At 69.1% G+C, this 26006-nt stretch carries 23 protein-coding genes; 12 read left to right on the plus strand and 11 right to left on the minus strand.

The genetic code is table 11. From position 1 onward, the window contains the following. The first annotated feature begins 38 nt into the window (after positions 1-38). From PcP3B5_RS01740 to PcP3B5_RS01750, 3 genes are all read left to right on the plus strand, one after another. The gene (locus tag PcP3B5_RS01740; protein WP_061560430.1) at positions 39-1280 is read left to right on the plus strand and encodes a 3-hydroxyacyl-CoA dehydrogenase; all 1242 of its coding nucleotides are present in this window, start codon (positions 39-41) and stop codon (positions 1278-1280) included. Beyond that, positions 1277-3067 (plus strand): acyl-CoA dehydrogenase C-terminal domain-containing protein, encoded by a 1791-nt coding sequence (locus PcP3B5_RS01745; RefSeq protein WP_061560431.1) that lies wholly within the window; start codon positions 1277-1279, stop codon positions 3065-3067. Before PcP3B5_RS01740 ends, PcP3B5_RS01745 begins: the two co-directional genes overlap by 4 nt. A 93-nt stretch (positions 3068-3160) precedes the next feature. Beyond that, positions 3161-4108, plus strand: a complete 948-nt coding sequence (locus tag PcP3B5_RS01750) for an adenosine deaminase (protein WP_061560432.1) — start codon at positions 3161-3163, stop codon at positions 4106-4108. 291 nt (positions 4109-4399) lie between these two features. Here the strand turns inward: PcP3B5_RS01750 and PcP3B5_RS01755 are convergent, their stop codons facing one another. Then, entirely contained in the window at positions 4400-5287 is an 888-nt protein-coding gene (locus tag PcP3B5_RS01755) for a LysR substrate-binding domain-containing protein (protein WP_061560433.1), read from the minus strand. 107 nt (positions 5288-5394) lie between these two features. Between PcP3B5_RS01755 and PcP3B5_RS01760 the strand changes: the two genes are divergently transcribed. Next, complete coding sequence (locus PcP3B5_RS01760; protein ID WP_043269744.1) at positions 5395-6324, plus strand: AEC family transporter; 930 nt, start codon at positions 5395-5397, stop codon at positions 6322-6324. A 179-nt stretch (positions 6325-6503) separates the two neighbouring features. Here PcP3B5_RS01760 and PcP3B5_RS01765 read toward each other — a convergent pair whose 3' ends face one another. From PcP3B5_RS01765 to PcP3B5_RS01790, 6 genes are all read right to left on the minus strand, one after another. Beyond that, positions 6504-8036: an APC family permease gene (locus PcP3B5_RS01765; protein WP_061560434.1), complete on the minus strand. Its 1533-nt coding sequence runs from the start codon at positions 8034-8036 to the stop codon at positions 6504-6506. 109 nt (positions 8037-8145) lie between these two features. After that, positions 8146-9162, minus strand: a complete 1017-nt coding sequence (locus tag PcP3B5_RS01770) for a heme-dependent oxidative N-demethylase family protein (protein ID WP_009614988.1) — start codon at positions 9160-9162, stop codon at positions 8146-8148. Positions 9163-9176: 14 nt separating this feature from the next. Further along, positions 9177-10145 (minus strand): PDR/VanB family oxidoreductase, encoded by a 969-nt coding sequence (locus PcP3B5_RS01775; protein WP_009614991.1) that lies wholly within the window; start codon positions 10143-10145, stop codon positions 9177-9179. Further along, positions 10142-10738, minus strand: coding sequence for a dimethylamine monooxygenase subunit DmmA family protein (locus tag PcP3B5_RS01780; protein WP_043314477.1), 597 nt, complete (start codon positions 10736-10738; stop codon positions 10142-10144). Before PcP3B5_RS01780 ends, PcP3B5_RS01775 begins: the two co-directional genes overlap by 4 nt. A 604-nt stretch (positions 10739-11342) precedes the next feature. Continuing rightward, positions 11343-12767, minus strand: a complete 1425-nt coding sequence (locus PcP3B5_RS01785; RefSeq protein ID WP_061560435.1) for a sigma-54 interaction domain-containing protein — start codon at positions 12765-12767, stop codon at positions 11343-11345. Then, the gene (locus PcP3B5_RS01790) at positions 12764-13894 is read right to left on the minus strand and encodes a PAS domain-containing protein (RefSeq protein WP_043269731.1); all 1131 of its coding nucleotides are present in this window, start codon (positions 13892-13894) and stop codon (positions 12764-12766) included. The genes PcP3B5_RS01785 and PcP3B5_RS01790 overlap by 4 nt, the downstream gene beginning before the upstream one ends. A gap of 282 nt (positions 13895-14176) precedes the next feature. Here PcP3B5_RS01790 and PcP3B5_RS01795 point away from each other — a divergent pair, with 282 nt between their 5' ends. Continuing rightward, positions 14177-15826: a SulP family inorganic anion transporter gene (locus PcP3B5_RS01795; protein ID WP_061560436.1), complete on the plus strand. Its 1650-nt coding sequence runs from the start codon at positions 14177-14179 to the stop codon at positions 15824-15826. Positions 15827-16204: 378 nt separating this feature from the next. Here the strand turns inward: PcP3B5_RS01795 and PcP3B5_RS01800 are convergent, their stop codons facing one another. Continuing rightward, positions 16205-16387: a ribbon-helix-helix domain-containing protein gene (locus tag PcP3B5_RS01800; RefSeq protein WP_009615001.1), complete on the minus strand. Its 183-nt coding sequence runs from the start codon at positions 16385-16387 to the stop codon at positions 16205-16207. A 93-nt stretch (positions 16388-16480) separates the two neighbouring features. Next, on the minus strand, positions 16481-16918 hold the full coding sequence (locus PcP3B5_RS01805; protein ID WP_043269727.1) for a CBS domain-containing protein: 438 nt from the start codon (positions 16916-16918) through the stop codon (positions 16481-16483). Between the two features lie 236 nt (positions 16919-17154). On the opposite strand from PcP3B5_RS01805, the gene PcP3B5_RS01810 reads away from it, so the two are divergent. Then, positions 17155-17334, plus strand: a complete 180-nt coding sequence (locus PcP3B5_RS01810; protein WP_061560437.1) for a hypothetical protein — start codon at positions 17155-17157, stop codon at positions 17332-17334. A gap of 13 nt (positions 17335-17347) precedes the next feature. Here the strand turns inward: PcP3B5_RS01810 and PcP3B5_RS01815 are convergent, their stop codons facing one another. Next, the gene (locus PcP3B5_RS01815) at positions 17348-18076 is read right to left on the minus strand and encodes a hypothetical protein (protein ID WP_061560438.1); all 729 of its coding nucleotides are present in this window, start codon (positions 18074-18076) and stop codon (positions 17348-17350) included. Positions 18077-18327: 251 nt separating this feature from the next. Here PcP3B5_RS01815 and sfnG point away from each other — a divergent pair, with 251 nt between their 5' ends. From sfnG to PcP3B5_RS01845, 6 genes are all read left to right on the plus strand, one after another. Next, a complete protein-coding gene (gene sfnG / locus PcP3B5_RS01820) occupies positions 18328-19443 on the plus strand; it encodes a dimethylsulfone monooxygenase SfnG (protein ID WP_420820153.1) in 1116 nt (371 codons plus the stop codon). Between the two features lie 192 nt (positions 19444-19635). After that, complete coding sequence (locus PcP3B5_RS01825; RefSeq protein WP_043269719.1) at positions 19636-20850, plus strand: SfnB family sulfur acquisition oxidoreductase; 1215 nt, start codon at positions 19636-19638, stop codon at positions 20848-20850. Between the two features lie 9 nt (positions 20851-20859). Continuing rightward, positions 20860-22233 carry an LLM class flavin-dependent oxidoreductase gene (locus tag PcP3B5_RS01830; RefSeq protein ID WP_061560440.1) on the plus strand — a complete coding sequence of 458 codons (1374 nt, stop codon included), beginning with the start codon at positions 20860-20862 and terminating at the stop codon, positions 22231-22233. Further along, complete coding sequence (locus PcP3B5_RS01835) at positions 22230-22895, plus strand: methionine ABC transporter permease (RefSeq protein ID WP_043269715.1); 666 nt, start codon at positions 22230-22232, stop codon at positions 22893-22895. Before PcP3B5_RS01830 ends, PcP3B5_RS01835 begins: the two co-directional genes overlap by 4 nt. Positions 22896-22995: 100 nt before the next feature. Further along, positions 22996-23766 (plus strand): MetQ/NlpA family ABC transporter substrate-binding protein, encoded by a 771-nt coding sequence (locus PcP3B5_RS01840; protein ID WP_043314493.1) that lies wholly within the window; start codon positions 22996-22998, stop codon positions 23764-23766. 53 nt (positions 23767-23819) lie between these two features. After that, positions 23820-24863, plus strand: coding sequence for a methionine ABC transporter ATP-binding protein (locus tag PcP3B5_RS01845; RefSeq protein WP_061560441.1), 1044 nt, complete (start codon positions 23820-23822; stop codon positions 24861-24863). A gap of 6 nt (positions 24864-24869) precedes the next feature. Here the strand turns inward: PcP3B5_RS01845 and PcP3B5_RS01850 are convergent, their stop codons facing one another. Next, a complete protein-coding gene (locus tag PcP3B5_RS01850; protein ID WP_061560442.1) occupies positions 24870-25997 on the minus strand; it encodes a sigma-54 interaction domain-containing protein in 1128 nt (375 codons plus the stop codon). Positions 25998-26006 lie beyond the last annotated feature (9 nt).

Below are 26006 nucleotides of genomic sequence, written 5' to 3' on the forward strand. Positions count from 1 at the left end.
TTTTGCTCGAACGCCCGTTTGATAACAAGAGGAAGACCATGAGCCAGATTCCCCCGATTCGCAGCGCCGCGGTGATAGGCGCCGGCACCATGGGCCGCGGCATCGTCATGTGCCTGGCCAACGCCGGCGTGCAGGTGCAGTGGCTGGACAACAACCCGCAGATGCTGCTGCAGGCCCAGGGCGCGGTGGCCGACACCTACGCCCACAACGTGCGCCAGGGGCGGATCGACGAGGCTGAAGCGGCGGCCCGGCGGGCGCGCATCTCGCCTGTGGACAACTACACAGCGATCCGCGAAGCGGACCTGGTGATCGAGGCGGTCTACGAGAACCTGGAGCTCAAGCAGGCGATCTTCCGCGAGCTGGACGCGGCGCTGAAGCCCGCGGCGATCCTCGCCAGCAACACCTCCTACCTCGACGTCGACGCCATCGCCGCCGTGACCAATCGCCCGTCGCAGGTGCTCGGCCTGCACTTCTTCAGCCCGGCGCACATCATGAAGCTGCTGGAGATCGTGCGCGGCGCGAAGACCGCGCCCGCCGTGCTGGAGGCCGCCCTGGAGCTGGGCCGGCGCATGGGCAAGGTCAGCGTGGTGGCCGGCAACTGCCACGGCTTCATCGGCAACCGCATGTTGGAGAAGTACGTGCAGGAGTCGCGCCGGCTGATCCTCGAAGGCTCGCTGCCCTACCAGGTGGACGCTGCGCTGCAGGGCTTCGGCTTCGCCATGGGCCCGTTCCGCATGTTCGATGTGGTCGGCATCGACCTCGAATGGCGTGCCCGCGAGCTGGCCGGCAAGGGCCAGGACGCGCCCACCGTGCAGGTGGACAACCGCCTGTGCGAGATGGGCCGCTTCGGCCAGAAGAGCGGCAACGGCTTCTACCACTACGAACCCGGCAGCCGCCAGGCCGAGCACGACCCCGAGGTCGACGCCCTGGTGCTGCGCGAGTCCGAGCGCCTGGGCTACGCGCGCCGCGACATCGGCCCGGAGGAAATCCTCGAGCGCTGCCTGCTGGCGCTGGTCAACGAAGGCGCGAAAATCCTCGACGAAGGCATCGCCAGCCGCAGCGCCGACATCGACACCGTCTACCTCAACGGCTACGGCTTCCCCGCCGACAAGGGCGGGCCCATGGCCTGGGCCGACGCCCAGGGCCTGCCGAGCATCATCGCGCGCCTGCGCGACCTCGCCGGGCAGCACGGCGCGCACTGGCAGCCGGCCGCGCTGATCGAGCGCCTGGCCGCCAGCGGCGGGCGCTTCGCCGACGTCCACAAGGAGCACCACGCATGAGCTACCAGGCGCCCCTGCGCGACATGCGCTTCGTCCTCCACGAACTCTTCGACGCGACCGCTCACTGCGCGCTGCTGGGCAACGGCCTGGACCGCGAGCTGATCGACGGCGTGCTGGAAGAGGGCGCGCGCTACACCGGCGAGGTGGTGGCGCCGCTGAACCGCAACAGCGACGAGCAGGGCGCGACCCTGCACGACGGCGCGGTGACCACCCCGGACGGCTTCCGCGAGGCCTACAAGCAGTACTGCGACAACGGCTGGGCGAGCATGACCGGCCCGGTCGAGTTCGGCGGCCAGGGCTTCCCGCAGCTGGTGGCGGCGAACTTCCACGAGATGCTGATGGCCGCCTCGCTGTCCTTCCGCGTCTATTCCGGGCTCACCGAGGGCGCCGTGCTGGCGCTGTACAAGCACGGCAGCGCCGAGCTGCAGCGCGACTACCTGGCGAAGATGGTCAGCGGCGTGTGGACCGGCACCATGTGCCTCACCGAGCCCCAGGCCGGCACCGACCTGGCGCTGCTGCGCACCCGCGCCGAGCCGCGCGCCGATGGCAGCTACGCGGTCAGCGGCAGCAAGATTTTCATCAGCGGCGGCGAGCAGGACCTGTCGGAGAACATCGTCCACCTGGTGTTGGCGCGCCTGCCGGACGCCCCGGCCGGCGTCAAAGGCATCAGCCTGTTCCTGGTGCCGAAGTTCATCGCCAACCCCGACGGTACGCCGGGCGCGCGCAACGCGCTGAGCTGCGGCGCCATCGAGCACAAGATGGGCATCAAGGGCGCCTCCACCTGCGTGATGAACTTCGACGGCGCCAGTGGCTGGCTGCTGGGCGAGGCCAACCAGGGCCTGGCCTGCATGTTCACCATGATGAACGATGCGCGCTTCCAGGTCGGCCTGCAGGGCCTGGGCATCGCCGAGCGCAGCTTCCAGGGCGCCTTGAGCTACGCCCGCGAGCGCCTGCAATCGCGTGCCCTGACCGGCCCCGCGCAGCCGCAGAAGGCCGCCGACCCGATCATCAATCACCCCGACGTGCGGCGCATGCTGCTGACGCAGAAGACCCTCACCGAGGGCAGCCGCATGCTCGCCGCGCTCTGCGCCCGCGAGCTGGACCTGGAGCACGGCCACCCCGAGGCCGAGGGCCGCAAGGCTGCGGCGAAGCGCGCGGCGCTGCTGATCCCGCTGGTGAAGTCCTTCCTCACCGACATGGGCCAGGAAGTCGCCAGCCTCGGCGTGCAGGTCTACGGCGGCCATGGCTACATCCGCGAATGGGGCATGGAGCAGCTGATGCGCGACAGCCGCATCACGCAGATATACGAAGGCACCAACGGCATCCAGGCGCTGGACCTGATCCGCCGCAAGCTGCTGGGCGACGGCGGCGCCGAGATGGCCGCGCTGCAGGCCGACCTGGCGGAAACCTGCACCGCGCTGGCCGCCCACGCCGAGCTGGAACCCATGGCCGCGGTGGTGCGCGAGCGCATCCAGGAATGGCGTGGGCTGACCGCCGACGTGCTGGCCGCCACCCGCCGCGATGCGCAGGAGATCGGCGCCATGTCGGTGGACTACCTGCAGTACAGCGCCTACGCGCTGCTCGCCGGGCTCTGGCTGCGCGCCGCCGGCGTGGCCCAGGCGGCGCTGGACGCGGGCAGCGGCGAGGGCGACTTCTACCGCGCCAAGCTGGCCAGCGCCGACTTCTACCTGCGGCGCATCCTGCCGCGCGCCAGCATGCACCGCGAGGCCCTGCTGGGCGGCGCCGGCTGCCTGATGGCGCTGGACGAGGCGCACTTCGCCTTCTGATGGCCGGGCGGCCGCCCCGTCTCGCCCGGGGTGGCCGCCATGGCGGGCCGGGTTAAACTTGCATCGATTCAGCCCGATGACGAGAAACCACCCATGTACGAATGGCTCAACGCCCTGCCCAAGGCCGAACTGCACCTGCACCTGGAAGGGACCCTGGAGCCCGAACTGCTGTTCGCCCTGGCCGAACGCAACCGGGTGAAGCTGCCCTGGGCCGACGTCGAGACCCTGCGCAAGGCCTACGCCTTCAACAACCTGCAGGAATTCCTCGACCTCTACTACGCCGGCGCCGACGTGCTGCGCAGCGAGCAGGACTTCTACGACCTGACCTGGGCCTACCTGCTCAAGTGCAAGGCGCAGAACGTCATCCACGTCGAACCCTTCTTCGACCCGCAGACCCACACCGACCGCGGCATCCCCTTCGAGGTGGTGTTGCGCGGCATCCAGAGCGCGCTGAAGGACGGCAAGCAGCAGCTGGGCATCAGCCACGGCCTGATCCTCAGCTTCCTCCGTCACCTGTCCGAGGAAGAAGCCTTCAAGACCCTGGAGCAGGCCATGCCCTTCCGCGACGCCTTCGTCGCCGTGGGCCTGGACAGCTCCGAAGTGGGCCACCCGCCGAGCAAGTTCCAGCGCGTGTTCGACCGCGCCCGCGCCGAGGGCCTGCTGACCGTGGCCCACGCCGGCGAGGAAGGCCCGCCGCAATACATCTGGGAAGCCCTGGACCTGCTCAAGGTCGAACGCATCGACCACGGCGTGCGCGCCATCGAGGACGAGCGGCTGATGCAGCGCATCATCGACGAGCAGATTCCGCTGACCGTCTGCCCGCTGTCCAACACCAAGCTGTGCGTGTTCGAGCACATGGGCCAGCACAACATCCTCGAGATGCTCGAGCGCGGCGTGAAGGTGACGGTGAACTCGGATGATCCGGCTTACTTCGGGGGGTATGTGAGCGAGAACTTCCAGGCGCTGTACGAGCACCTGGGGATGACGAAGGAGCAGGCGCAGCGGTTGGCGCAGAACAGCCTGGATGCGCGGTTGGTGTAGGAGCGGGGGGGACGCCTAGTTCTTGCTCGCGAACGGTGCCTCCCGGCCACGCTGTGCGTGAGGTCACCTCCGTCCCCTCTCCCCAGCCCTCTCCCTGAAGGGAGAGGGGGCCTGTCTGTGCCGAGAAAAGTGATGTTTCCGCCGGAAACCTCTGCGCTAGCCGGCTAACGCCGTAACATCAAACCCTGCCCAACGGTCCCCTCTCCCTTCAGGGAGAGGGTTAGGGAGAGGGCGCTCTACCCCCCAACGCCCAAAGTCCCGAGCAAGCACCGTTCGCGAGCAAGCTCGCTCCTACGAAGAGCCCGTATCTACCCCCGCACACCGCAGAAAAGCCCCCAGGCACGGGTTGTCATTGTGCGGACTCCAAGCCACCCCATAATCCACCAACGGCGACGCCTCCAGCGCCACGAACGCAGCACCGGGCAGCTGCATCTTGCGCATCGAGTCCGGCACCAGGGCCACGCCCAGGCCCTCGGCCACCAGGTTGACGATGGTCTGCTGCAGGTGCGGCTCCAGCTGGATGCGCGGTTCGAAGCCGCTGTCCCGGCAGCATTGCATCACCGCTTCGTGCAGCGCCGGCGCGGTGCTGTGGGGGAAGCTGATGAACGATTCCCCCGCCAGGGCCCCGGCCGCCACCTGGGCGCTCGTGGCTAGCGGGTGCGCACTGGGCAGCACCGCGCACAGCGGCTCGCGCAATAGCGTGCGGTATTGCAGCTGGCCGCTCCCGTGGGCCGGGAAGGTCAGGGCCACGTCGGCCTCGCCGGCTTCCAGCGCCGGGCCGAGGTCGCGCGGCAATACTTCGTTGAGCACCACCTTCACCTGTGGATAAGCGTCGCTGTAGCGCTTGAGCAGGGTCGGCAGCAGCGTCCAGGCGGCGACCATGGTGAAGCTCAGGCGCAGTTCGCCGCGCTCGCCGCGGGCGCTGGCCTGGGCCGAGCGCACCGCCAGGTCGAGGCCGGCGAGCAGGCTCTTGCAGTGCTGCTGGAATTCGCGGCCGGCGGCGGTCAGCTCCACCGAGCGCGAGTGGCGGGCGAACAGCGGGGTGCCCAGCTCGGCCTCCAGCGCGGCTATCTGCCGGCTCAGCGGCGGCTGGGTCAGGTGCAGGGCCTCGGCGGCGCGGCCGAAGTGCAGGTGTTCGGCGAGGGCGAGGAAGTAGCGCAGCTGGCGCAATTCGATCATCGATGCGTTTCCGGAATCGATTGGGCTCTCAACAAGCATTGGACGGTATCGATGCGGCAATCCTATGCTCGCCAGCCCTCCTATAACAACGCCTTGCCGAGCTTGCCATGCACACCGTGATCGCCGTCGTCCTGCCCATCTTCGCGCTGATCCTGGCCGGCTGGCTGGCGCGCAGGACCAACCGCCTGGGCGAGGGCGCGGCGTCGGAGATCAACAAGCTGGTGGTCTGGCTATGCCTGCCGGCGCTGCTGTTCAAGGTCACCGCCACCTCCACCTGGGCGGAAATCTGGCAGCCGGGCTTCCTCGCTGCCTTTACCGCTGGCTGCCTGCTGGTGTTCGTCGCCACCCTGGCCTGGCGTATGTGGCAGGGCCGCGAGCTGCCGGCGGCGAGCATCGACGGGCTCAGCGCCTCCTACGCAAACACCGGCTACATGGGCATCCCGCTGTGCCTGCTGGTGTTCGGCCAGGACGGCCTGGAGCCGGCGCTGATCGCCTCGCTGCTGGTGGTCTGCGTGCTGTTCGCCGTCGCCGTGGTGTGCATCGAGGTCGGCCTGCAGAGCGAGAAGCACGTCGGCCGCGCGGTGCTGGTGGTGAGCCGCGCGCTGCTGAAGAACCCGCTGGTGGTCTCGCCGATCATCGGTGGCCTGTGGGCGGCCAGCGGCCTGGGGCTGGCCGAGCCGGTGGTGCATTTCCTCGACCTGCTGGCGGCGGCCACCACGCCTTGCGCGCTGATCTCGCTCGGCCTGTTCCTGGCGCAGAAGCAGGAGGGCCCGCAGGTGGGCGCCTGGCCGCTGGTGCTGGTCAAGCTGGTGGGGCAGCCGCTGCTGACCGGCGTGCTGGCCTACAAGGTGTTCGCCCTGCCGCCGTTGTGGGCGGATTCGGCGCTGCTGCTCAGCGCGCTGCCGACCGGCACCGGGCCGTACATGCTGGCGGAGTACTACAAGCGCGAGGCGCCGGTGGTGTCGCGCAGCATTCTGTTGTCGACGCTGGGGTCGTTGCTGACCTTGTCGCTGTGCCTGTTGTGGATTGCGCGTTGAGCCAAGGTTGCGGCCACGCCGTGGTCAAGCCTGGCGTAGTGCGGAAAAAAACCGGGCCTGCCAAGCGCGGGGCTGGCAGGCCCGTTCGCAAACCGCGTGGCGCCGGCGCGGGGAGGGGACCCCGCGTGGCGCCGGACGCGCCCCTCAGGCGTATGGCCCGAATTGCGTCAGGGTTGCGATCAAGCCGGTTCGGCAAGCGCGCCAGTCGCGCGCACGGATCGTTGGCGGCCGGAAATCCGGTGGGCGTCGCCGGCCGGCGCGGTGCCCTTGTCGTAGGGCCTGGCCAGCAGCATGTAGAGCACGCCCGCGCCCAGCACCACGGCGGTGGTGAGGATCATCGAGTAGTTGATGTACCAGGGCGCGTCGGGGCTGCGCGGCCAGACCATGTTGGCGATGGCGCCGGCGCCGTAGACCAGCGCGGCGACGTTCACCAGCGTGCCCCAGGGGCCCAGGCTGAACTGGCCGCCGGGCACCCAGCCCTTGGCGCGGGCGATCAGCGCGGCGACCACGATCAGCTGGAAGGCGACGTAGATGCCGATGGCGGCGAAGCCGACGATGGTGGCCGTGGCGTCGGCCATGAACAGGCCCAGGCAGACGATCGCCGCCGGCACCACGCCGCTGACGAGCAACGCGGCGGACGGCACCTGGTTGGCCGACAGGCGCTGCAGCGCGCGGCTGCCGACGATCATCTCGTCACGGGCGTAGGCGAACAGCAGGCGGCTGGCGGCGGCCTGCAGGCTGAGCACGCAGGACACGAAGGACACCAGCACCACCGCCATCACCAGGCGCGAGCCCAGCGGGCCGAAGGCGTTGGCCAGGATGGTGGCGACCGGGTCGGTGTCTTCCCCGGCGAGCACCTTGTGCATGTCCGGCACCGAGAGGATCAGCGCGAGGCAGGCGAACATCGCGGCGGCGCCGCCGATGTAGATGGTCATGCGCATGGCCTTGGGGATGCGCTTGCCGGGGTTGGGGGTTTCCTCGGCGACGTCGCCGCAGGCCTCGAAGCCGTAGTACTGGAACAGCCCGGCCAGGGAGGCGGCGAGGAACGCCGGCAGGTAGGAACCTTGCGCCGCGCCGAGGCCGAAGGTGTCGAAGAGCACGCTGAACGGCTGGTGGCGCTCGAAGATCAACAGGTAGCCGCCGACCAGGATGGCGCCGACCAGCTCGCAGAGGAAGCCGAACATGGCCACCCGCGCCAGCAGCTTGGTGCCCACCAGGTTGAGGCCGGTGGAGACCAGGATCAGCGCCAGGGCGATGTAGATGCTGACGTCCGCGCTCGGCGTGAAGCCCAGCAGCGCCGCCAGGTAGGGCCCGGCGCCGACCGAGACGCCGGCGATGGTGGCGCACAGTGCCCAGGCGTACACCCAGCCGACCATCCACGCCCAGCGCTTGCCCACCAGGCGCCGCGCCCAGGGGTAGACGCCGCCGGAGATCGGGAACTGCGAGACGATCTCGCCGAAGATCAGGCACACCAGCAGCTGGCCGAGGCCGATCAGCAGGTACGACCAGAACATCGGCGGGCCGCCGGCGGCCAGGCACAGGCCGAACAGGGTGTAGACGCCGACGACCGGCGACAGGTAGGTGAAGCCCAGGGAGAAGTTCTCCCACAGGCTCATGCTGCGCTCGAAGTTCGAGCTGTAGCCGAGGGCGGCGAGCTGCTCGGCATCGGAATCGGTTACGCCAGCGGCACGCTTGGCAGGGGACCCACTCATCGTTGTTTCCTCTCAGGGGGTAATGGGCAGTGGCGGATTGTCTGCGGCGGAGCTTGCGCATCCGCCGCTGCCCTCTACGGGCTCATTGTCGTTATGGAAAGCGCGGTGCTTATTTGCCGTCGTCGTACTGCGAGAGCCACTCCACCGCGGCGTCGCGGTAGCGGGTGAAGCCCTTGTAGTCCACCAGTTCCTGGTTGAGGGACTTGAGCACGCGGTGCATGCGCCTGGCCCAGGCGGGGTTGCTGGCGATGTCCTGCAGGCTCAGCAGGTAGGTGCGGATCGGGAACACGATGGCGTTGCTGCGCGGCAGGCGGTGCAGCGGCTGCAGCTCGATGCGCAGGTAGACCTTCTCGCCGGCGTTCTCGGCGGTCACCGTGGTGCGGTCCGGGGCCCAGTCCGGCAGGCTCTCGGCGGACACGTCCAGGCGCGGGTTGACCGTCAGCGACCAGTTCAGGCGGCGCACCGGGTGGCCGTTGCGCAGGCGCAGGAGGAACTTCAGCGCGCGGTCGAGCATGCCGGTTTCCTTCACCAGCGGCACCGGGCCGTGGTACTCGTGCCAGGCCATGCCCAGGTTGAAGCGCAGCGAGTAGTCGGCGCGCTGGGTGGCGATGCCGGCGCCCCAGTACAGGGTGCCGTCGCGCTCCTCCTGCAGCACCCAGTCGCCCTGGGCCTGGCGGGTGATGTATTCCATCGGCTCGTAGGGCAGGGTGGCCGGGTCGCCGAAGGTGAAGGTGTCGTCGATGCCCAGCAGCTTGTTGGTCCAGTGCCAGCGGGTGCCGTCGCGCTCCAGGGCGAAGTACTCCGGGTAGTCCTTGGCGTAGGACTCCATGATCAGCTCGAGCAGGTCCCACTGCGCCTCCATCATGTGCGGCGCCGAGACGTAGTGCATGCCCGGGTCCTTCTCCAGGGTGATGGCGCGGTCGCGGCACTCGCTGATGTAGTGCTCGTCGATGTCGAATACCGCGCGGAAGGCGCCGTCGCCGACGGAGACGTGGGGTTCCAGGTTCATCGAGTACATGTACTCGTCGTCCGGGAAGGGGAAGGGCGCGCGGGCGATGCACGCGGGGCTGTTGGCGTAGGTGTAGTCGTCGCGGTAGGTTTCGTCGGGGCGGAATTGGATGGTCATGGTCGTTCTCCGGCTCAGCAGTCGATGACCAGCCGCGAGCACTTGGCGCGCGACACGCAGGGCATGATTTTCTTGTTGGCGGCCTTGTCCTCGTCGGACAGCCAGTCGTCGGTGTGGAGAATCTCGCCGTCCAGTTCCAGGACGTTGGTCTCGCACATGCCGCAGGCGCCGCCGCGGCACAGGTAGGGAATCTCGTGGCCGGCGGCCTCGGCGGCTTCCAGCAGGCTCTGGTCGGGCGACACCTCGATGGTCGCGCCGCTGCGCGCCAGGGTGACCTTGAACGGCTCGCCGGAACTGCCCTGTTCGAGGAAGCGCTCGTAGTGGATGTGGCTGTCGGTCCAGCCGTGGGCGTGGGCCGCGTCTATGGTGGCCTGGATCATGCCCTCGGGGCCGCAGACGTACACGTCGCTGCCCAGCGGGCGGTCGGCCAGCACGGCGCTGATGTTCAGGCGCTCGCCGCGGTCGTCGCGGTACAGGCGCACGGCGTCGCCGTATTCGCGCGCCAGCTCCTCGCCCAGGCGCGCGTGTTCCGCGCCGCGCACCGCCAGGTGCACTTCGAACGGGGTGCCGCGCAGGCGCAGCTCGGCCAGCTGCGAGCACACCGGGGTGATGCCCACGCCGCCGGCGATGAACAGGTGCAGGCGCGCGTGCTTGCTCAGCGGGAACAGGTTCACCGGGCGGAGGATTTCCAGCTCGTCGCCTTCCTTCACTGCATCGTGCATGCGCCTGGAGCCGCCACGGCCGTCTTCCACGCGGCGCACGGCGATCTGGTAGGCGCTGGCGTCGTAGGGCGAACTCATCAGCGAGTAGGCGTTGCGGTAGGTGCCGCCGTCGTGGGGGATCAGCACCACCACGTTGCTGCCGCCGGAGAAGGGCGTGAGCTGGCCGCCGTCGCGCGGGACCAGGGTGAAGCGCTTGATCTCCGGGGTCACCTGCTCGATGCGGGCGACGCGGACGTTGAGGGTTCCGCTGGACTGGCTCATGTGTCGAGTTCCTCGGCTGCCGGCAGCTCGCCGGGGACTTCGGCGTCGGCCTTGACCGCCTGGAAGGCGGCGAGGCGGCGCGAGTAGTGGTCGCGGACCACCAGGGTGCGGGCGCAGTGCGGGCAGATGAACACGCGCTGGGTGACGTTCTCGGTGTAGCCGTCGCAGTGCACGCACCAGACGCGGCGCACGAAGGAGCCGCAGTGCTCGCGCAGCACTTCGTCCCGGTTCAGGTTGATGGCGTCGGCCGCCTGCATGGCGGTGCCGATGAAGCTTTCCGAGCCGGCCAGGTACAGGCGGGTGCCCATGCGCGACTGGCCGAGCAGGGCGTGCAGGTCGTCGACCAGCGAGCGGTTGCTCGGATAGACGCTCAGCTCGACGCCGGCGATGTCGCGCAGCGCGGCCAGATGGTTCTGCCCGGAGAAGGATTCGGTGGAATAGAGCACGCGGATGGGCGCGGTGCGCGGCATTTCGGCCAGCAGCCGGAGCATGGCGCTGCCGCCGCTGCCTTGCCCTGCGACTATGTGGTTGCTGCCGGCGAGCGGGCGCAGGTCGTCGTAGACCGGCCTGCTCTTGATACCTGTGATGAGCATTGTTGTTGTGCCTCCAGAACTGCCGGCAACCCCGGTCGGGGATGCCTGGCGCGATTCGAGGACCCGTGCACGGTCACGGGTCGATGGAGGTGGAGCACAGGGTGTGCCAAGAAATTAAGTTGTTGAAAATAAAGGGGTTGTTGTTTTGGAGGGAAGGGAATGTAAGCAGAAATGACAAGGGGGGATAGGCAGAAATGCAGCGTTGGTGGGGGGTGGTTATCCTGGGGCGGCGGTGTGGTGGTTGGGCGCCGCCCCTCTCCCCAGCCCTCGGCTGCGCGCCCCGCCCTGAAGGGAGAGGGGGCTAGTCCGTGCCGAGAGGAAGAGTGGTTTCAGCTGGAAACCACTGGAGCTGCCGGCTGACGCCAGAATACCCAACCCTGCCCAACGGTCCCCTCTCCCTTCAGGGAGAGGGTTAGGGAGAGGGAAGGGAGGTGAGAACAATGCCAATGCATCCGGCAAACGCAACACTCGTAGGATGGGTTGAGCGAAGCGATACCCATCACCGCTACCGCATGGGTTTCGCAAGCTCAACCCATCCTACGAAAAGCATCTCGGTGCAGCCTGCAAGGCAGTGGCTCCTGCAAAAGAAGGAGCAGCCTGCCGCTCAATCCCGCTGCAACTTCCGAATCAAGGTCCCGACGTCGATCCCCAGGTGCTGCGCCGCCTTGCGCTTGCTGCCGCACAGGCGCACGGCCTGGAGGATCACTTGCCGCTCGAAGCGCTGCACCTGCGCCTTGAGCGGTTCGTCGGCGCTGGCGAAGGGCGGCGGTTCTTCCTCTCCGGCGGGTGCGGCCTGGCCCAGCAGCTCCGGTGGCAGGTGCTGTTCCTCGGCGACGTCGTCGGCCAGCACCGCCAGGCGTTCGAAGATGTTCACCAACTCGCGGATGTTGCCCGGGAAGTCATGGCCCAGCAGGCGTTGGCGGCAGGCCGTGGACAGCCGCAGGGGCGGCTGGCGGTCGCGGTTGATGCGGGCCAGGAGGATGTCCATCAGCACCGGCAGGTCGTCGCGGTGGGCACGCAGCGGCGGGATGTCCACCGGCAGCACGGCCAGGCGGTAGTAGAGGTCGGCGCGGAACAGGCCGGCGGACACCTGCGCCTTGAGGTCCTTGTTGGTGGCGGCGATCACCTGCACCTGGACCTTCTTCGCCAGCGGCGAGCCCACCGGCTGGATGGTGCCGTCGTCGAGGAACTTGAGCAGCTTGGCCTGCACCTGCAGGGGGATCTCGCCGATCTCGTCGAGGAACAGCGTGCCGCCGGCGGCGCTCTCGATGTAGCCGCGCTTGCCCTGCTGCAGCGCGCCGGTGAAGGCGCCGCGCTCGTAGCCGAACATCTCCGACTCGAACAGCGTCTCGGGGATGCTCGCGCAGTTGACGTCGACGAAGGGCCGGTCGCCCCAGCCGGCGGCGCGGTGGATGTGCCGGGCGATGGCGGTCTTGCCCACGCCCGGCTCGCCGAGCAGCAGTAGGCGGGCGCGGCGGCGGAAGGCGCGCACGCCCATGTCGGCGATGTCCGAGAGCAGCGGCGACATGTGCAGCGCGTTGTCCTGGGGGTCGCCCAGGCTCGCCGGGCTGTCCGCCAGCGACGGCGCCGGGGCGCTGCGGCCGGCGCTCTCGCGTGCTTCGTATTCGCGCTGGATCAGCAGCGTGTAGGGCTTCTCGTAGGCGCCGGCGGGCACGCTCTGCAGGCGGGTGAGGAACAGCCGGCCGTCGCGCGAGCGCGTCAGCGCGCTCTTGCCGCCGCGGCGCACGGCCTGCAGGAAGTCGTCGAACTGCAGCGCCGAGCGCTGATAGAAATCGCTGTCGCTCAGGCCCAGCACGTCCTGGCGCGCCACGCGGTTGATGCGCTCGGCGGCCAGGTTGAGGAAGCGCACCCGGGAGTCGCCGTCGCAGACGATCAGCGCCTCGCCGAAGCCGTCGAGCAGGGCGTGCAGCGCCGGCGCCTCCAGCAGCGCGGCGAGCATCTCGGCGCTGACGTTGACCGACGAGCGCATGCCCATGCGCATCGGCGCGAAGAAGCCCTCGCCACTCATGGGTGCAGCTCTGCCGGCCGGCGCTCGACGCCGTCCGGGCGCAGCACCACCACGCGCCAGGCCTGGTCCTCGCGGATCAGGATGCGCGAGCAGTGGCTGTCGAAGGCGCGGTAGCGGCCGTACTGGTCGGGCAGCTCCAGGCGCTGCCAGGTGCGCTCGGGCAGCGGCAGGCGGTCGAGGGTGGCGGCCACGCCGGCGGCGCGGGTGATGCCGAACACCTGCTCGAAGGCGGCGTTGCGCCATTGCGGCTGAGCGGCTTCGTCGATCACCAGCACCGCGTCGGGCACCGCGTCGAACACCCGGCGCAGGGCCTCGATGCGCTGCTCGGCGTCATGCTGCATGCGCAGCTCCTGGCTGACGTCGCGCAGGCTGCCCCACATGCGCAGCAGGCGGCCGTTGTGGATGCTGGCGCGCACGTCGTTCTCCACGTAGGCCGGCGAGCCGTCGTGGCGGCGGTCCACCGAGAGCGCGCCGTCGACGTGGAAGTCGGCCTCGATCAGCCGCCGCACGAACTCCTCGTTGGCCGGGCTGCGCGGCCAGTACAGGCGCACCGGCTGCTGGCCGAAGTCGACGTCGGCGGGCATCTCGTAGATCGCCGCCATGGCGCGGTTGCACATGCGCCAGTAGGAGCGGTTCTCGAACACCTGGCGGACGATCTCGTCCGGCGTCTGGCGCACGTCCACCGGCTCGGCGAACTCGATGCACCAGTAGGCCACCTTGGCGCTGTAGAGCATCTGGCTCATGACTTCGTTGGCGTTCTGCAACTCGCCCAGGCGCCGGCTGATGCCGCCCAGGGGCATCTTCACCAGGTGCAGGCGCGCCGGCTCGCCGTCGCGCCACTGCAGCACGCCGCTGGCCAGCACCGGCAGCAGGCCGCCGTTGTGGCGGATGAGGGTCAGCTCCAGGTCCTGCACCCGTTCGTCGGCCGGCGGGTTGGCGAAGAGCTGCTGCAGGGCGCGCACCGAATCGGCGGTGTAGACCTGTTCCATGCCCTGGCCGTGCAGCGCGCCGGGCGGGTAGCCGAGCTGGTCGCTCTGTTCGGCGGAGACGTCGAGGAAGCGGCCATCCGCGGCGATGCTGTCGGCCAACAGCAGGCCACGGTCGAGCAGCAGGCGTAGCGGGTCCATCTGGGGTTCTCCATGGGGGATGACGGGGCCGGCGCGGTGGCGCGGGCCAGTCGTCTACCCAGGCAGGTTGCATGCCAGGACGGAGCGCCCGTGACATGGGGGCCGGCGGCCTGGCGCCGTGACGACTGTATGCAGAAATGCAGCACCGTTTGCGTTTGCGCAGCGTCTTCGCAGAAGGGTAGCGCCTCCCCGGGAAAGGCGTAAGACAGGACTTTGGCCTAGTACACGTCGATTAACATGGCATGTTAATCTGATGCGCATTCTTCCGCGGAGGAGTGGACGATGATCGCCGTACGTGACGCCTGGGCGGCCGGGCTTCTGAAGTTGCAGAACTGGCCACGCAACTTGCTGGCCGGGGTCATCGTCGGGGTGGTCGCGCTGCCCCTGGCCATGGCCTTCGCCATCGCCTCCGGGGTCAAGCCCGAACAGGGCCTGTACACGGCCATAGTGGCGGGCATCGCGGTGTCGCTGTTCGGCGGCAGCCGGGTGCAGATCGCCGGGCCCACCGGCGCCTTCATCGTCATCCTCGCCGGCATCACCGCGCGCTACGGCGTCGACGGCCTGCAGCTGGCCACGCTGATGGCCGGGGTCATCCTCCTGCTGCTGGGCATCACCCGCCTGGGCAGCGTCATCAAGTACATCCCCGACCCGGTCATCGTCGGCTTCACCGCCGGCATCGGGGTGATCATCTGGGTCGGCCAGTGGAAGGACTTCTTCGGCCTGCCGGCGGTGGGCGGCGAGCACTTCCACCAGAAGCTCTGGCACCTGCTGCAGGCGCTGCCGCAGCTGCACCCGGCGACCACACTGCTGGCTATTCTCGGCCTGGCCGCGGTGCTCTACGGCCCGCGCCTGCCTTACCTGGGGCGGGTGCCGGGGCCGTTGCTGGCGATGGTGCTGGTCAGCGTGCTGCAGGCGCTGTTCCAGTTCGACGGCGTGGCCACCATCGGCAGCGCCTTCGGCGGCATCCCCCGCGGCCTGCCGGTGCCGAGCCTGCCGGAGATCAGCCTGCCGCGGATGCTGGAACTGATCGGCCCGGCCTTCGCCATCGCCATGCTCGGCGCCATCGAGTCGCTGCTTTCGGCGGTGGTCGCCGACGGCATGGCCGGCACCCGCCACGACTCCAACCAGGAGCTGGTCGGCCAGGGCATCGCCAACCTGCTGGCGCCGCTGTTCGGCGGCTTCGCCGCGACCGGCGCCATCGCCCGCACCGCCACCAACATCCGCAACGGCGGCAACAGCCCGATCGCCGGGGTGGCCCACGCGGCGACCCTGGTGCTGATCATCCTGTTCCTCGCCCCGCTGGCCTCGAGCATCCCGCTGTGCGCGCTGGCGGCGATCCTCTTCGTGGTGGCCTGGAACATGAGCGAGGCCCGCCACTTCGTGCGCATGCTGCGCCGCGCGCCCAGGGCCGACGTGGCCATCCTGCTGATCACCTTCGGCCTGACGGTGTTCAGCGACCTGGTGATCGCGGTGAACATCGGGGTGATCCTGGCCATGCTGCTGTTCATGCGGCGCATGGCCTCCTCGGTGGAAGTGCTGCAGCAGGGCAGCGCCGAGCTGCGGGGCGAACTGCAAGGCGCGCTGCCGCCCGGCGTGCTCGTCTACACCATCGAGGGGCCGTTGTTCTTCGGCGCCGCGGAAACCTTCGAACGCGCCCTGGCGCAGACCCGCAGCGACCCCCAGTTGCTGGTGATCCGGCTAAGGCGGGTGCCGTTCATGGACATCACCGGGATGCAGACGCTGGAGGAGATGATCCAGCAACTGCGCAAGCGCGGGGTGACGGTGAAGCTCTGCGAGGCCAACCAGCGGGTGCGGCACAAGCTGGTGCGGGCGGGGATCATCGAGGCGGTGGGTAGGCGGAATTACCACGCCAGTTTTGCCATGGCGCTGGCGGCCTGCGAGGGGCGGGGGGAAGAGGTGGTTTCTTCGTAGGGAGGGTTCGGCGCCGCCTGGGAGCAATCGCGGACGGAGTCCGCTCCTACGGTTCCAGGAAGCACGGCTTTTCGTAGGATGGCGTTGAGCGAAGCGATACCCATCACCGCAACCGCATGGGTTTCGCAAGCTCAACCCATCCTACGAAAAGCGCCCCGGCGCGGCTTGCAAGACAGTTGCTCCTACGCCCGCCGGCAACGCAACGTCCGTAGGATGGGTTGAGCGAAGCGATACCCATCACCGCAACCGCATGGGTTTCGCAGGCTCAACCCATCCTACGAAAAGCGCTGGCGAGACCAGGCCCAGGGCGGCACGGGCGTAGGAGCGGACTCCGTCCGCGATCGAGCCGGCAGGCTGCTCCGGACTGGCCGGCGGCCCTCAATCCTGCCCCCCCACCTTCGGCTGCGTGGCATAGCTCACCCCGTGGCTCTCCAGGTAATCGCGGATCAGCTGGCGAACCACCTGGGAGGGTGTCAGGTCCTGGCTGGCGCAGAGTTCCTCGAAGGCCTTCTTCTTCACCGGGTCGATCAGGACGGTCAGGCGGGCGGTGCGGTTTTCCATGGGTTCTACTTGTTCGGTTCGCGGATGTTAATCAAATTCTAATGCCCCATCCGCGCCCCTGTCATGGCGCCGTCCGCCGCAGCCGCCGGTGGCTCACTGTTCGCCGCGGATGTACTGCTCCAGCTGCTGGATCAACTGGGCCTGCTCGGCGATGGCTTCCTTGACCAGGTCGCCGATGGACAACAGCCCCACCAGCTGGCCGTTCTCCACCACAGGCAGGTGGCGCAGGTGGCGCTCGGTCATGATGCTCATGCAGGTGTCGATGTTCTGCTGCGAATCCACCGTGACCACCGGCGAGCTCATGATGGCGCTGACCGGCGTGCCCACCGAACTGCGGCCCTGGAGGATCATCTTGCGCGCGTAGTCGCGTTCGCTGACCACGCCCACCACCTGGCCGTTGTCCACCACCGGCAGGGCGCCGACGTTCTTCACCGCCATCACCCGCAGGGCGTCGAGCACCATCTCGTGCGGGCCTATGGTGTGCACCTGCTGGCTCTGCTTGGCGTGGAGGAGCTGTGCGACGGTCTTCATGCTGGATGTCCTTCTGCTGTTGTGCGCAGGGCTATTACCCCGGGGTGGCGACAGGATCGGCAAGCGAGGCTTCCCGCACAATGCTGGAAACGGCATCGCCCCCATAGGAAAACGTCATGACCTTCCTTCTGACTTATAGCCAAATGCGCCGCGCCGCGCGACCGTCGAGGCTTTGCGCGGGCCCGGCGAGGCCGTAGCATTGAGGCCTGCCGCACCCCGCCTGCCGAGATAGCACCATGCACGACGACGACATCGACCTCCCCGAGCCGGAGCACGAGCACCTGCTCGACCACGAGTGGGACGAGGATTCCCCGGAGGATTTCGAGCACGGCGCCACCGGCCTGCGCGACGAGCCCGAGGACGCTGAGGACGACTGGGACGACGAGGACGGCGACGCCCACTGGCACGACGACTGAGGCGCGCCGGCGCTCACTGCGAAGTGATGCGCCGGTACTCGTTCTGGTACTGGTCGAACGGCAGGTTGCTGCGCTGCAGCTTCTGCAGCTGGCGTTCCTGGTTCTCCACCGCCACCACCGGTTTGGCCGCCGCCTCCCGGCTGGCCACCGACTGGCCGGGCGCCGGGGCCGGCGCGGGGCGGGCCGGTTGCTCGGCCGGCGTGCTGGCCGGCATCGGCGCCTCCGGTAGCGGGTCGCGCTTGGCGATGCGCTGGGCGCTTTCGACTTCCTCGATGATCGCCTTGGAAATGTCCTTGAGCTGGCCTTCCAGCGCCTCGGGCTCGGCGGAGTCGGTCTCGTAGCGGCGCGAGCCCATCAGCCGGCCGCTGGGGCCGTCGGTGAAGCGCACGTTGACGCGCAGGCTGCCCTTGCCCAGGCCGTCGCCGTCGGCCTGCTGGCGCAGGCGGTCGACTTCCACCACCAGCAGCGTCGCCGGCAGCGCGGTGGGGGTCACCGCGCCGGCCTGCTCGCCCAACTGGTAGTCGGACGAGGCCGCGCGGTCGGTCAGGATGCGCCGCCAGGTGCTGGTCAGCCGCGTCCAGCCCGGCGTCGCGGTCACGCTGGCGTCGCCCTGGAAGTTCACCAGCAGGCGGTTGCGGGTGTCGGCATAGGTGCTGATGGGGGAGAGCGCGTCGGCGCGCTTCACATCCGCCGCGCAGCCGGCCAGGCCGGCCACGAGGAGCAGTACGAAACAGGTACGCACGATGGCCTCCTTGGAAAATGCACGGGCCGGGAGGTGCAAGTCTAGTCGGTGCTTTGGCGCTTGCAGGGCGCGGCGGCACATTTCCGTCGCCCGGCTGTTCACCTGGCAACAGCGCATCAGCAGCTTGCCCGGCCGCGGACAGGACGATAACCCGGCGCCTGTTGCAAGTTCATGATCCGCAAGGCTTTCCGGCGCTGGCACGGTTGCTGCTCCGGCCACGTTGGAAGCCGCGTGGCGCCTGGCTGCGCGGCATGCAACTCCCGGAGAGCAGAACCATGAGCCAGCAACCCATCCGCTTCGCCTACTGGGTGCCCAACGTCAGCGGCGGCCTCGTCGTCAGCAACATCGAGCAGCGCACCAGCTGGGACTTCGACTACAACCGCCGGCTGGCGCAGAGCGCCGAGAAGGCCGGTTTCGACTACGCCCTGTCGCAGATCCGCTTCACCGCCGGCTACGGCGCCGAGTACCAGCACGAGTCGGTGGCCATCAGCCACGCGCTGCTGGCGGCCACCGAGAAGCTCAAGGTCATCGCCGCCATCCTCCCCGGCCCGTGGAACCCGGCGCTGGCGGCCAAGCAACTGGCGACCATCGACCAACTGACCGGCGGCCGCATCGCGGTGAACATCGTCTCCGGCTGGTTCAAGGGCGAGTTCCACGCCATCGGCGAGCCCTGGCTGGAGCACGACGAGCGCTACCGCCGCTCCGAGGAGTTCATCCGCGCGCTCAAGGGCATCTGGACCCAGGACGCCTTCACCTTCAACGGCGACTTCTACCGCTTCCGCGACTACAGCCTCAAGCCCAAGCCGCTGCAGCGCCCGCACCCGGAAATCTTCCAGGGCGGCAGCTCGCGGGCCGCGCGCGACATGGCCGCGCGGGTGTCGGACTGGTACTTCACCAATGGCAACACGCTGGAAGGCATCAAGGCCCAGGTCGACGACATCCGCGCCAAGGCCGCGGCCAACGGCCACGCGGTGAAGATCGGGGTGAACGCCTTCATCATCGCCCGCGACACCGAGGCTGAGGCCCGCGCGGTGCTGCAGGAAATCATCGACAAGGCCAACCCCGAGGCGGTCAACGCCTTCGGCCACGAGGTGAAGAACGCCGGCGCCGCCAGCCCGGAGGGCGAGGGCAACTGGGCGAAGTCCAGCTTCGAAGACCTGGTGCAGTACAACGACGGCTTCAAGACCAACCTGATCGGCACCCCGCGGCAGATCGCCGAACGCATCCTCGCGCTCAAGGCGGTGGGCGTGGACCTGGTGCTCTCCGGCTTCCTGCACTTCCAGGAAGAGGTGGAGTACTTCGGCGAGAAGGTCCTGCCCCTGGTGCGCGAGCTGGAGGCCGAGGCGCAGCGCAAGGCTGTTGCCTGACGGGCAACTGTTGGCTGCCGGACAGTGCTTCAACAAACAGTGTCCGGCCAGCGACTCGGCTGCCTTTGCTAGCCAGTAAGTGGCTGATTTATAGGAAGAAAATTTCGGGCATGGATCGTGCTCAGCCAGGACAGGGCCCGCTGCCGGGAGGTCCCGGCCCCACACGGGCCACTGTTCGCCATGAGGAAGACCATGTCCGTTTCTGCTGCCTATCCGATCAACCGCCCCGCCGCGCGGATCATCCGCGACGACGCCGAGGCCATCCGCGTCGCCCATGAGGTCGCCGAGCTGCTGCTGGCCGGCGCTTCCGAGCGCGACCTCAACCGCCTGGTGCCGGTGGAGATCGTCGACGCCTTCTCCAACAGCGGCCTGTGGGGCATCACGGTGCCGCGCGAATACGGCGGCGCCGAGGTGTCCCACGCCACCCTGGCCCAGGTCATCGCCATCGTCTCGGCGGCCGACCCGTCCCTCGGGCAGATTCCGCAGAACCACTACTGCCTGCTGGAGGACATCCGCCTGCAGGGCAGCGAGGAGCAGAAGCGGCACTTCTTCGCCCTGGTGCTGGAAGGCCACCGCTTCGCCAACGCGCTGTCGGAGACCGGCGGCAAGAACGTGCAGGACATCCGCACCCGCCTGGTCGCCGACGGCGATGGTTACCGCATCGACGGCCGCAAGGGCTACTGCACCGGCTCGCTATACGCGCACTGGCTGGGCGTGCTGGCGCTGGACGAGCAGGACCGTGCGCAACTGGCCTTCGTCCCGCGGGAAAGCGCCGGGCTGACGGTGGTGGACGACTGGGACAGCATCGGCCAGCGCACCACCTCCAGCGGCACCGTCTTGCTGGAGGGCCTGCGCGTGCCGGCCTTCCATCTGTTCCCCAGCTACCGCTCCTACGAGAGCCCGACCCTGGCCGGGCCCTTCGCCCAGATCACCACCGCCGCCATCGACGCCGGCATCGCCCGCGCGGCGCTGCGCGACACCATCGCCTTCGTCCGCGAGCAGGCGCGCCCGTGGATCGACGCGGGGGTGGAGAAGGCCAGCGAGGACCCGCTGACCATCATCCAGGTCGGCGGCCTGGACATCCGCCTGGAAGCCGCCGAAGCCCTGCTGGAGCGCGCCGGCCGCGTGCTCGACGCCGGCAAGGCGGCGCCCGACGAGGACAAGGTGGCCGCCGCCTCCCTGGCCGTGGCGCGGGCCAAGGTGCTGACCACCGAGATCGCCATCGAGGCGAGCAACAAGCTGTTCGAACTCGGCGGCACCCGTTCCACCCTGCGCAAGCACAACCTCGACCGCCACTGGCGCAACGCCCGCGTGCACACCCTGCACGACCCGGTGCGCTGGAAGTACCACCTGGTCGGCAACTGGCTGCTCAACGGCAAGCGCCCGCCGCGCCACGACTGGAACTGAGGGGGCGCCATGAGCAAGCAGATACGCCTCAACGCCTTCGCCATGAACACCGTCGGCCACCTCTCACCCGGCCTCTGGCGCCACCCGCGCGACCAGGCGCGGCGCTACACCGACATCCACTACTGGATCGAGCTGGCCAAGACCCTGGAACGCGGCAAGCTCGACGGGCTGTTCATCGCCGACGTGCTGGGCGTGTATGACGTCTACGGCGGCAACGCCGACGCGGCGCTGAGCAGCGGCGCCCAGGTGCCGGTGAACGACCCGCTGCAACTGGTGCCGGCGATGGCCGCGGCCACCCGCCACCTGGGCTTCGGCGTGACCGCCTCGGTGTCCTTCGAGCACCCGTTCCCCTTCGCCCGGCGCATGTCCACCCTCGACCACCTGACCGGCGGCCGCGCCGGCTGGAACATCGTCACCTCGTACCTGGCCAGCGGCGCGCGCAACCTCGGCCAGCAGCGCCAGCTGTCCCACGACCAGCGCTACGCCCTGGCCGACGAGTACCTGCAGGTCTGCTACAAGCTGTGGGAGACCAGTTGGGAAGACGACGCCGTGGTCGCCGACCGCGACAGCGGCGTCTATGCCGAGCCGTCCAAGGTCCACGGCATCCGCCACGAAGGCGAATACTTCCAGGTGCCCGGCTTCCACCTCTGCGAGCCCTCGCCGCAGCGCACCCCGGTGCTCTACCAGGCCGGCGCCTCCAGCCGTGGCCGGGCCTTCGCCGCGGCCAACGCCGAGTGCGTGTTCGTTGCCGCGCCGAGCAAAGCCGTGCTGAAGAAGCAGGTGGCAGACCTGCGCGAAGCGGTGCGCGCCGCCGGGCGCGAGCCGGGCGACGTGCTGGTGCTGGAACAGCTCACGGTCATAGTCGCGCCGACCGACGCCGAGGCCCTGGCGCGCCTGGCCGAGTACCGCGAATACGCCAGCGCCACTGGCGCCCTGACGCTGATGTCCGGCTGGACCGGCATCGACTTCGCCGAATACGCCCCCGCCCAGGTGCTGCGCGAGGTGCCCAGCGACGCCATTCAGTCGGCGGTGGAAGCCTTCACCCGCGCCGACCCGACGCGCACCTGGACCACCGCCGAGATCGCCGACTACTGCGCCATCGGCGGCGACGGCCCGGTGCTGGTGGGCTCGCCGCGGACCGTGGCCGACCAGCTGCAGGAGTGGGTGGCGGAAACCGACGTCGACGGCTTCAACCTGGCCGGCGTGGTCATGCCGGAAACCTTCGAAGCGGTGGTCGACCTGCTGGTGCCGGAGCTGCAGGCCCGCGGCCTGTTCAAGCGCGACTACGCCGAGGGCACCCTGCGCCACAAGCTGTTCGGCGCCGGCGACCGCCTGGCCGCGCCGCACCCGGTCGCGGCCCTGCGCGAGGAGGCCCGGCGATGAACGACTGGCTGGCCAACGTCGACTGGAGCGAGATCGCCCAGGCCTGCCTGGACACCCTGAGCATGCTCGGCGCGGCCCTGGGCTGCACCGTGCTGCTGGGGCTGCCGCTGGGCGTGCTGCTGTACCTCACCGGCCAGCGCCAGCTGCTCGACTCGCCGCGCCTGTACCGGGTGCTCTCGGTGCTGGCCAACGTGCTGCGCTCGATGCCCTTCATCATCCTGCTGATCGTGCTGATCCCCGCCACCGAGCTGCTCACCGGCACCTCGCTGGGTGTGCGCGGCGCCATCCCGCCGTTGGTGGTGGGCTGCACGCCCTTCTTCGCGCGGCTGGTGGAAAGCTCGCTGCGCGAGGTCGACCGCGGCCTGGTTGAAGCGGTGCAGGCGATGGGCGCGAGCACCCGGCAGATCGTTTTCCACACCCTGCTGCCGGAAGCGCGCACCGGGCTGATCGCGGCCATCACCGTGACCGCCATCGTGCTGGTCGACTACACGGCCATGGCCGGCGTGGTCGGCGGCGGCGGCCTGGGCGACCTGGCCATCCGCTTCGGCTACCAGCGCTTCCAGACCGACGTCATGGTGGTCACCGTGCTGCTGCTGATCCTGCTGGTGCAGGCCCTGCAGATGAGCGGCGACCGCCTGGTGCGCCACTACACCCGGCGCTGAACCCAAACACCCGCTCGCGGCGGCCGGGAAAACGCCGCCGCTGGCCCCACGTCCAACCCACGACGGCCATTCCAAGAAACCACTGATCGGAGCAAACAGCATGAAGAAAGTCCTGGCCGCCCTGGCAGCCGTAATAGCCATCAACGCCCACGCCAACGAGCACCTCGTCGTCGGCGCCACCCCGGTGCCCCACGCGGAAATCCTCGAATTCGTCAAACCGGCCCTGGCCAAGCAAGGCGTGGACCTGGAAGTGAAGGTGTTCAACGACTTCATCCAGCCCAACCTGCAGCTGGCGAAGAAGAACCTCGACGCCAACTACTACCAGTACCGCCCGTTCCTCGACGACTTCAACAAGACCCGCCACACCAACCTGGTGCCGGTGGTGGGCGTGCACATCGAGCCCTTCGGCGCCTACTCGGCCAAGTACAAGAGCCTGGCCGAGCTGCCCGATGGCGCCAGCGTGGCCATCCCCAACGACCCGGTGAACACCGGCCGCGCCCTGGTGCTGCTGGCCGAGGCCGGGCTGATCAAGCTCAAGGACCCGAGCAATCCGCAGTCCACCGAGCGCGACATCGTCGATAACCCCAAACACCTGAAGATCCGCGAGCTGGAAGGCGCCATGCTGGCGCGCTCGGTGAAGCAGGTCGACCTGGCCTTCGTCTTCGCCAACTACGCGCTGGAAGCCGGCATCGACATCAAGAGCGCGCTGATCGTCGAGAAGGGCAAGGACCTCTACGTCGAGTTCCTGGTGGCGCGTCCGGACAACATCCAGGACCCGGGCATCCAGAAGCTGGCCAAGGCGCTCAACTCGCCGGAAGTGCGCAACTTCATCCTGACCCGCTACAAGGGCGAGATCGCCCCCGGCTTCTGACGTGACCCGGCGCGGCGCCCAGGACGGGCGCCGCGCCCGGCAGGAACGCACCCATGGTCAGCTTCAACCATTCGCAGCCCCTGGCGGCTGCCACCCACATCCGCCTGCGCGGCCTGGCCAAGCACTACCTGGCCGGCGGCCGGGAAGTGCAGGCGCTGCACGGCATCGACCTGGAGATCCGCCGCGGCGAGGTGTTCGGCATCATCGGCCGCAGCGGCGCCGGCAAGTCCTCGCTGCTGCGCTCGCTCAACCGCCTGGAGCGGCCCAGCGCCGGCCAGGTGCTGGTCGACGGCGAGGACATCGGCGCCTTCGACGACGCGCGCCTGGCGCAGCTGCGCCGGCGCACCGGGATGATCTTCCAGCACTTCAACCTGATGGCCTCGCGCAGCGTCGGCGACAACGTCGCGCTGCCCCTGGTACTGGCCGGCGTGCCGCGCGCCGAGCGCGAGCGGCGGGTGGCCGAACTGCTGCAGTTGGTGGGCCTGGCGGACAAGCGCGAGGCCTACCCGGCGCAGCTTTCCGGCGGGCAGAAGCAGCGCGTCGGCATCGCCCGCGCGCTGGTGCTGCAACCGGACCTGCTGCTGTGCGACGAGGCCACCTCGGCGCTGGACCCGGAAAGCACCCAGTCGATCCTCGCGCTGCTGCGCGACATCAACCGCCGCCTGGGCCTGACCATCGTCCTCATCACCCACGAGATGGAAGTCATCCGCGACCTCTGCGACCGCGTGGTGGTGCTGGAGCGCGGCCGGGTGGTGGAGCAGGGCGAGGTCTGGGAAGTGTTCGGCGACCCGCGCCACGAAGTGACGCGCAGCCTGCTCGGCACGCTGCATCACGATATTGACGGCGAGGCGGCGGGCGAGGGCCTGCTGCTGGACCTGCACTACAGCGGCGCCAGCGCCCGCGAACCGGAGCCAGCGGCCATCGGCCGCGAACTGGGCTACGAGGTGCGCCTGGTGCAGGCCAGCCTGGAGCGCATCCAGGGCCGCTCCCTGGGCAGCCTGCGGCTGCGCGTGGCGGCGCCGGCGGCGGAGCGCGAGACGGTAGTGGCGCGCGCGCAGGCGCTGGCCGACCGGGTCAGCCTGGTGGGCAGTGCCTGACGGGGCTCAGATGGACAGCCGCACCACGCGGTTGTCCAGCGCCTGCTCCGGGCCGCGGCGCTTGTTCACCACCAGCTCGCCGATGGCGATCAGCCGCGTGCGGGTGACGTTGCGCGACAGGCCCAGCAGGTTGGCGGTGTGCACCTGGTTGTGGTGGCAGAAGCGGTAGGCGGCGCGCAGCAGGCTTTCCTCGACGCGTTCGTAGAGCGCCCCGGCGGATTCCTCGAACAAGCGGCGGAAGGCGCGCTGCAGCAGTTCCTCGGCGGACTCGCCGCCGCTGGCCGCAGGGCTGCCGGCATGGCCGGCGGGGGCTTCCTCCTGGCGCTCCAGGCGCAGGTTGGACAGGCGCAGGTCGTCCTCGCGCACCAGGCCGTCGCGGCAGGTCAGCAGGCTGTGGTGGATGACGTTCTCCAGCTCGCGGATGTTGCCCGGCCAGCCGTAGTTCACCAGCTTGCGCTCGGCCTCGGCGCTGAGCTGCACCTGGCCGTAGCCCAGGCGCTCGCTGTAGCTGCGGATGAAGTGGCGGGTCAGCGGCAGGATGTCGCCGGGGCGCTCGCGCAGCGGGTGCAGCTGCAGGGTGACGACGTTGAGGCGGTAGTACAGGTCCTCGCGGAAGTGCCCGGCGTTGATCGCCCGCTCCAGCTGCACGTTGGTGGCCGCCAGCACCCGCACGTTGATCGGGATGCTCTTGCGCGAGCCCAGGCGCACCACTTCGCGCTCCTGCAGCACGCGCAGCAGCTTGACCTGGATGGCCATCGGCAGGTCGCCGATCTCGTCGAGGAACAGGGTGCCACCGTTGGCTTCTTCGAACCAGCCGGCCTTGGCACTGAGGGCGCCGGTGAAGGCGCCCTTCTCGTGGCCGAACAGCTCGGCCTCCACCAGGGATTCGGAGAAGGCCCCGCAGTTCACCGCGACGAAGGGCCCGTTGCGCCGCCCGCTGAGGTTGTGGATGTGCCGCGCCACCAGCTCCTTGCCCGTGCCGGTTTCGCCGATGATCAGGACGCTGGCCTCGCTGGGGGCGACCTGTTGCAGATGGGCGAGCAGCGCCTGCGATTTCGGGTCTTCGAAGACCTGTGCGGTCGCCCGGATCGAGGTGGCCAGTGCGGGGGAGGGGGGTAGCGTCAGCAGTTGCATGTCTCTGCC

The sequence above is a fragment of the Pseudomonas citronellolis genome (assembly GCF_001586155.1).
Classification (GTDB): Bacteria; Pseudomonadota; Gammaproteobacteria; order Pseudomonadales; family Pseudomonadaceae; genus Pseudomonas; species Pseudomonas citronellolis.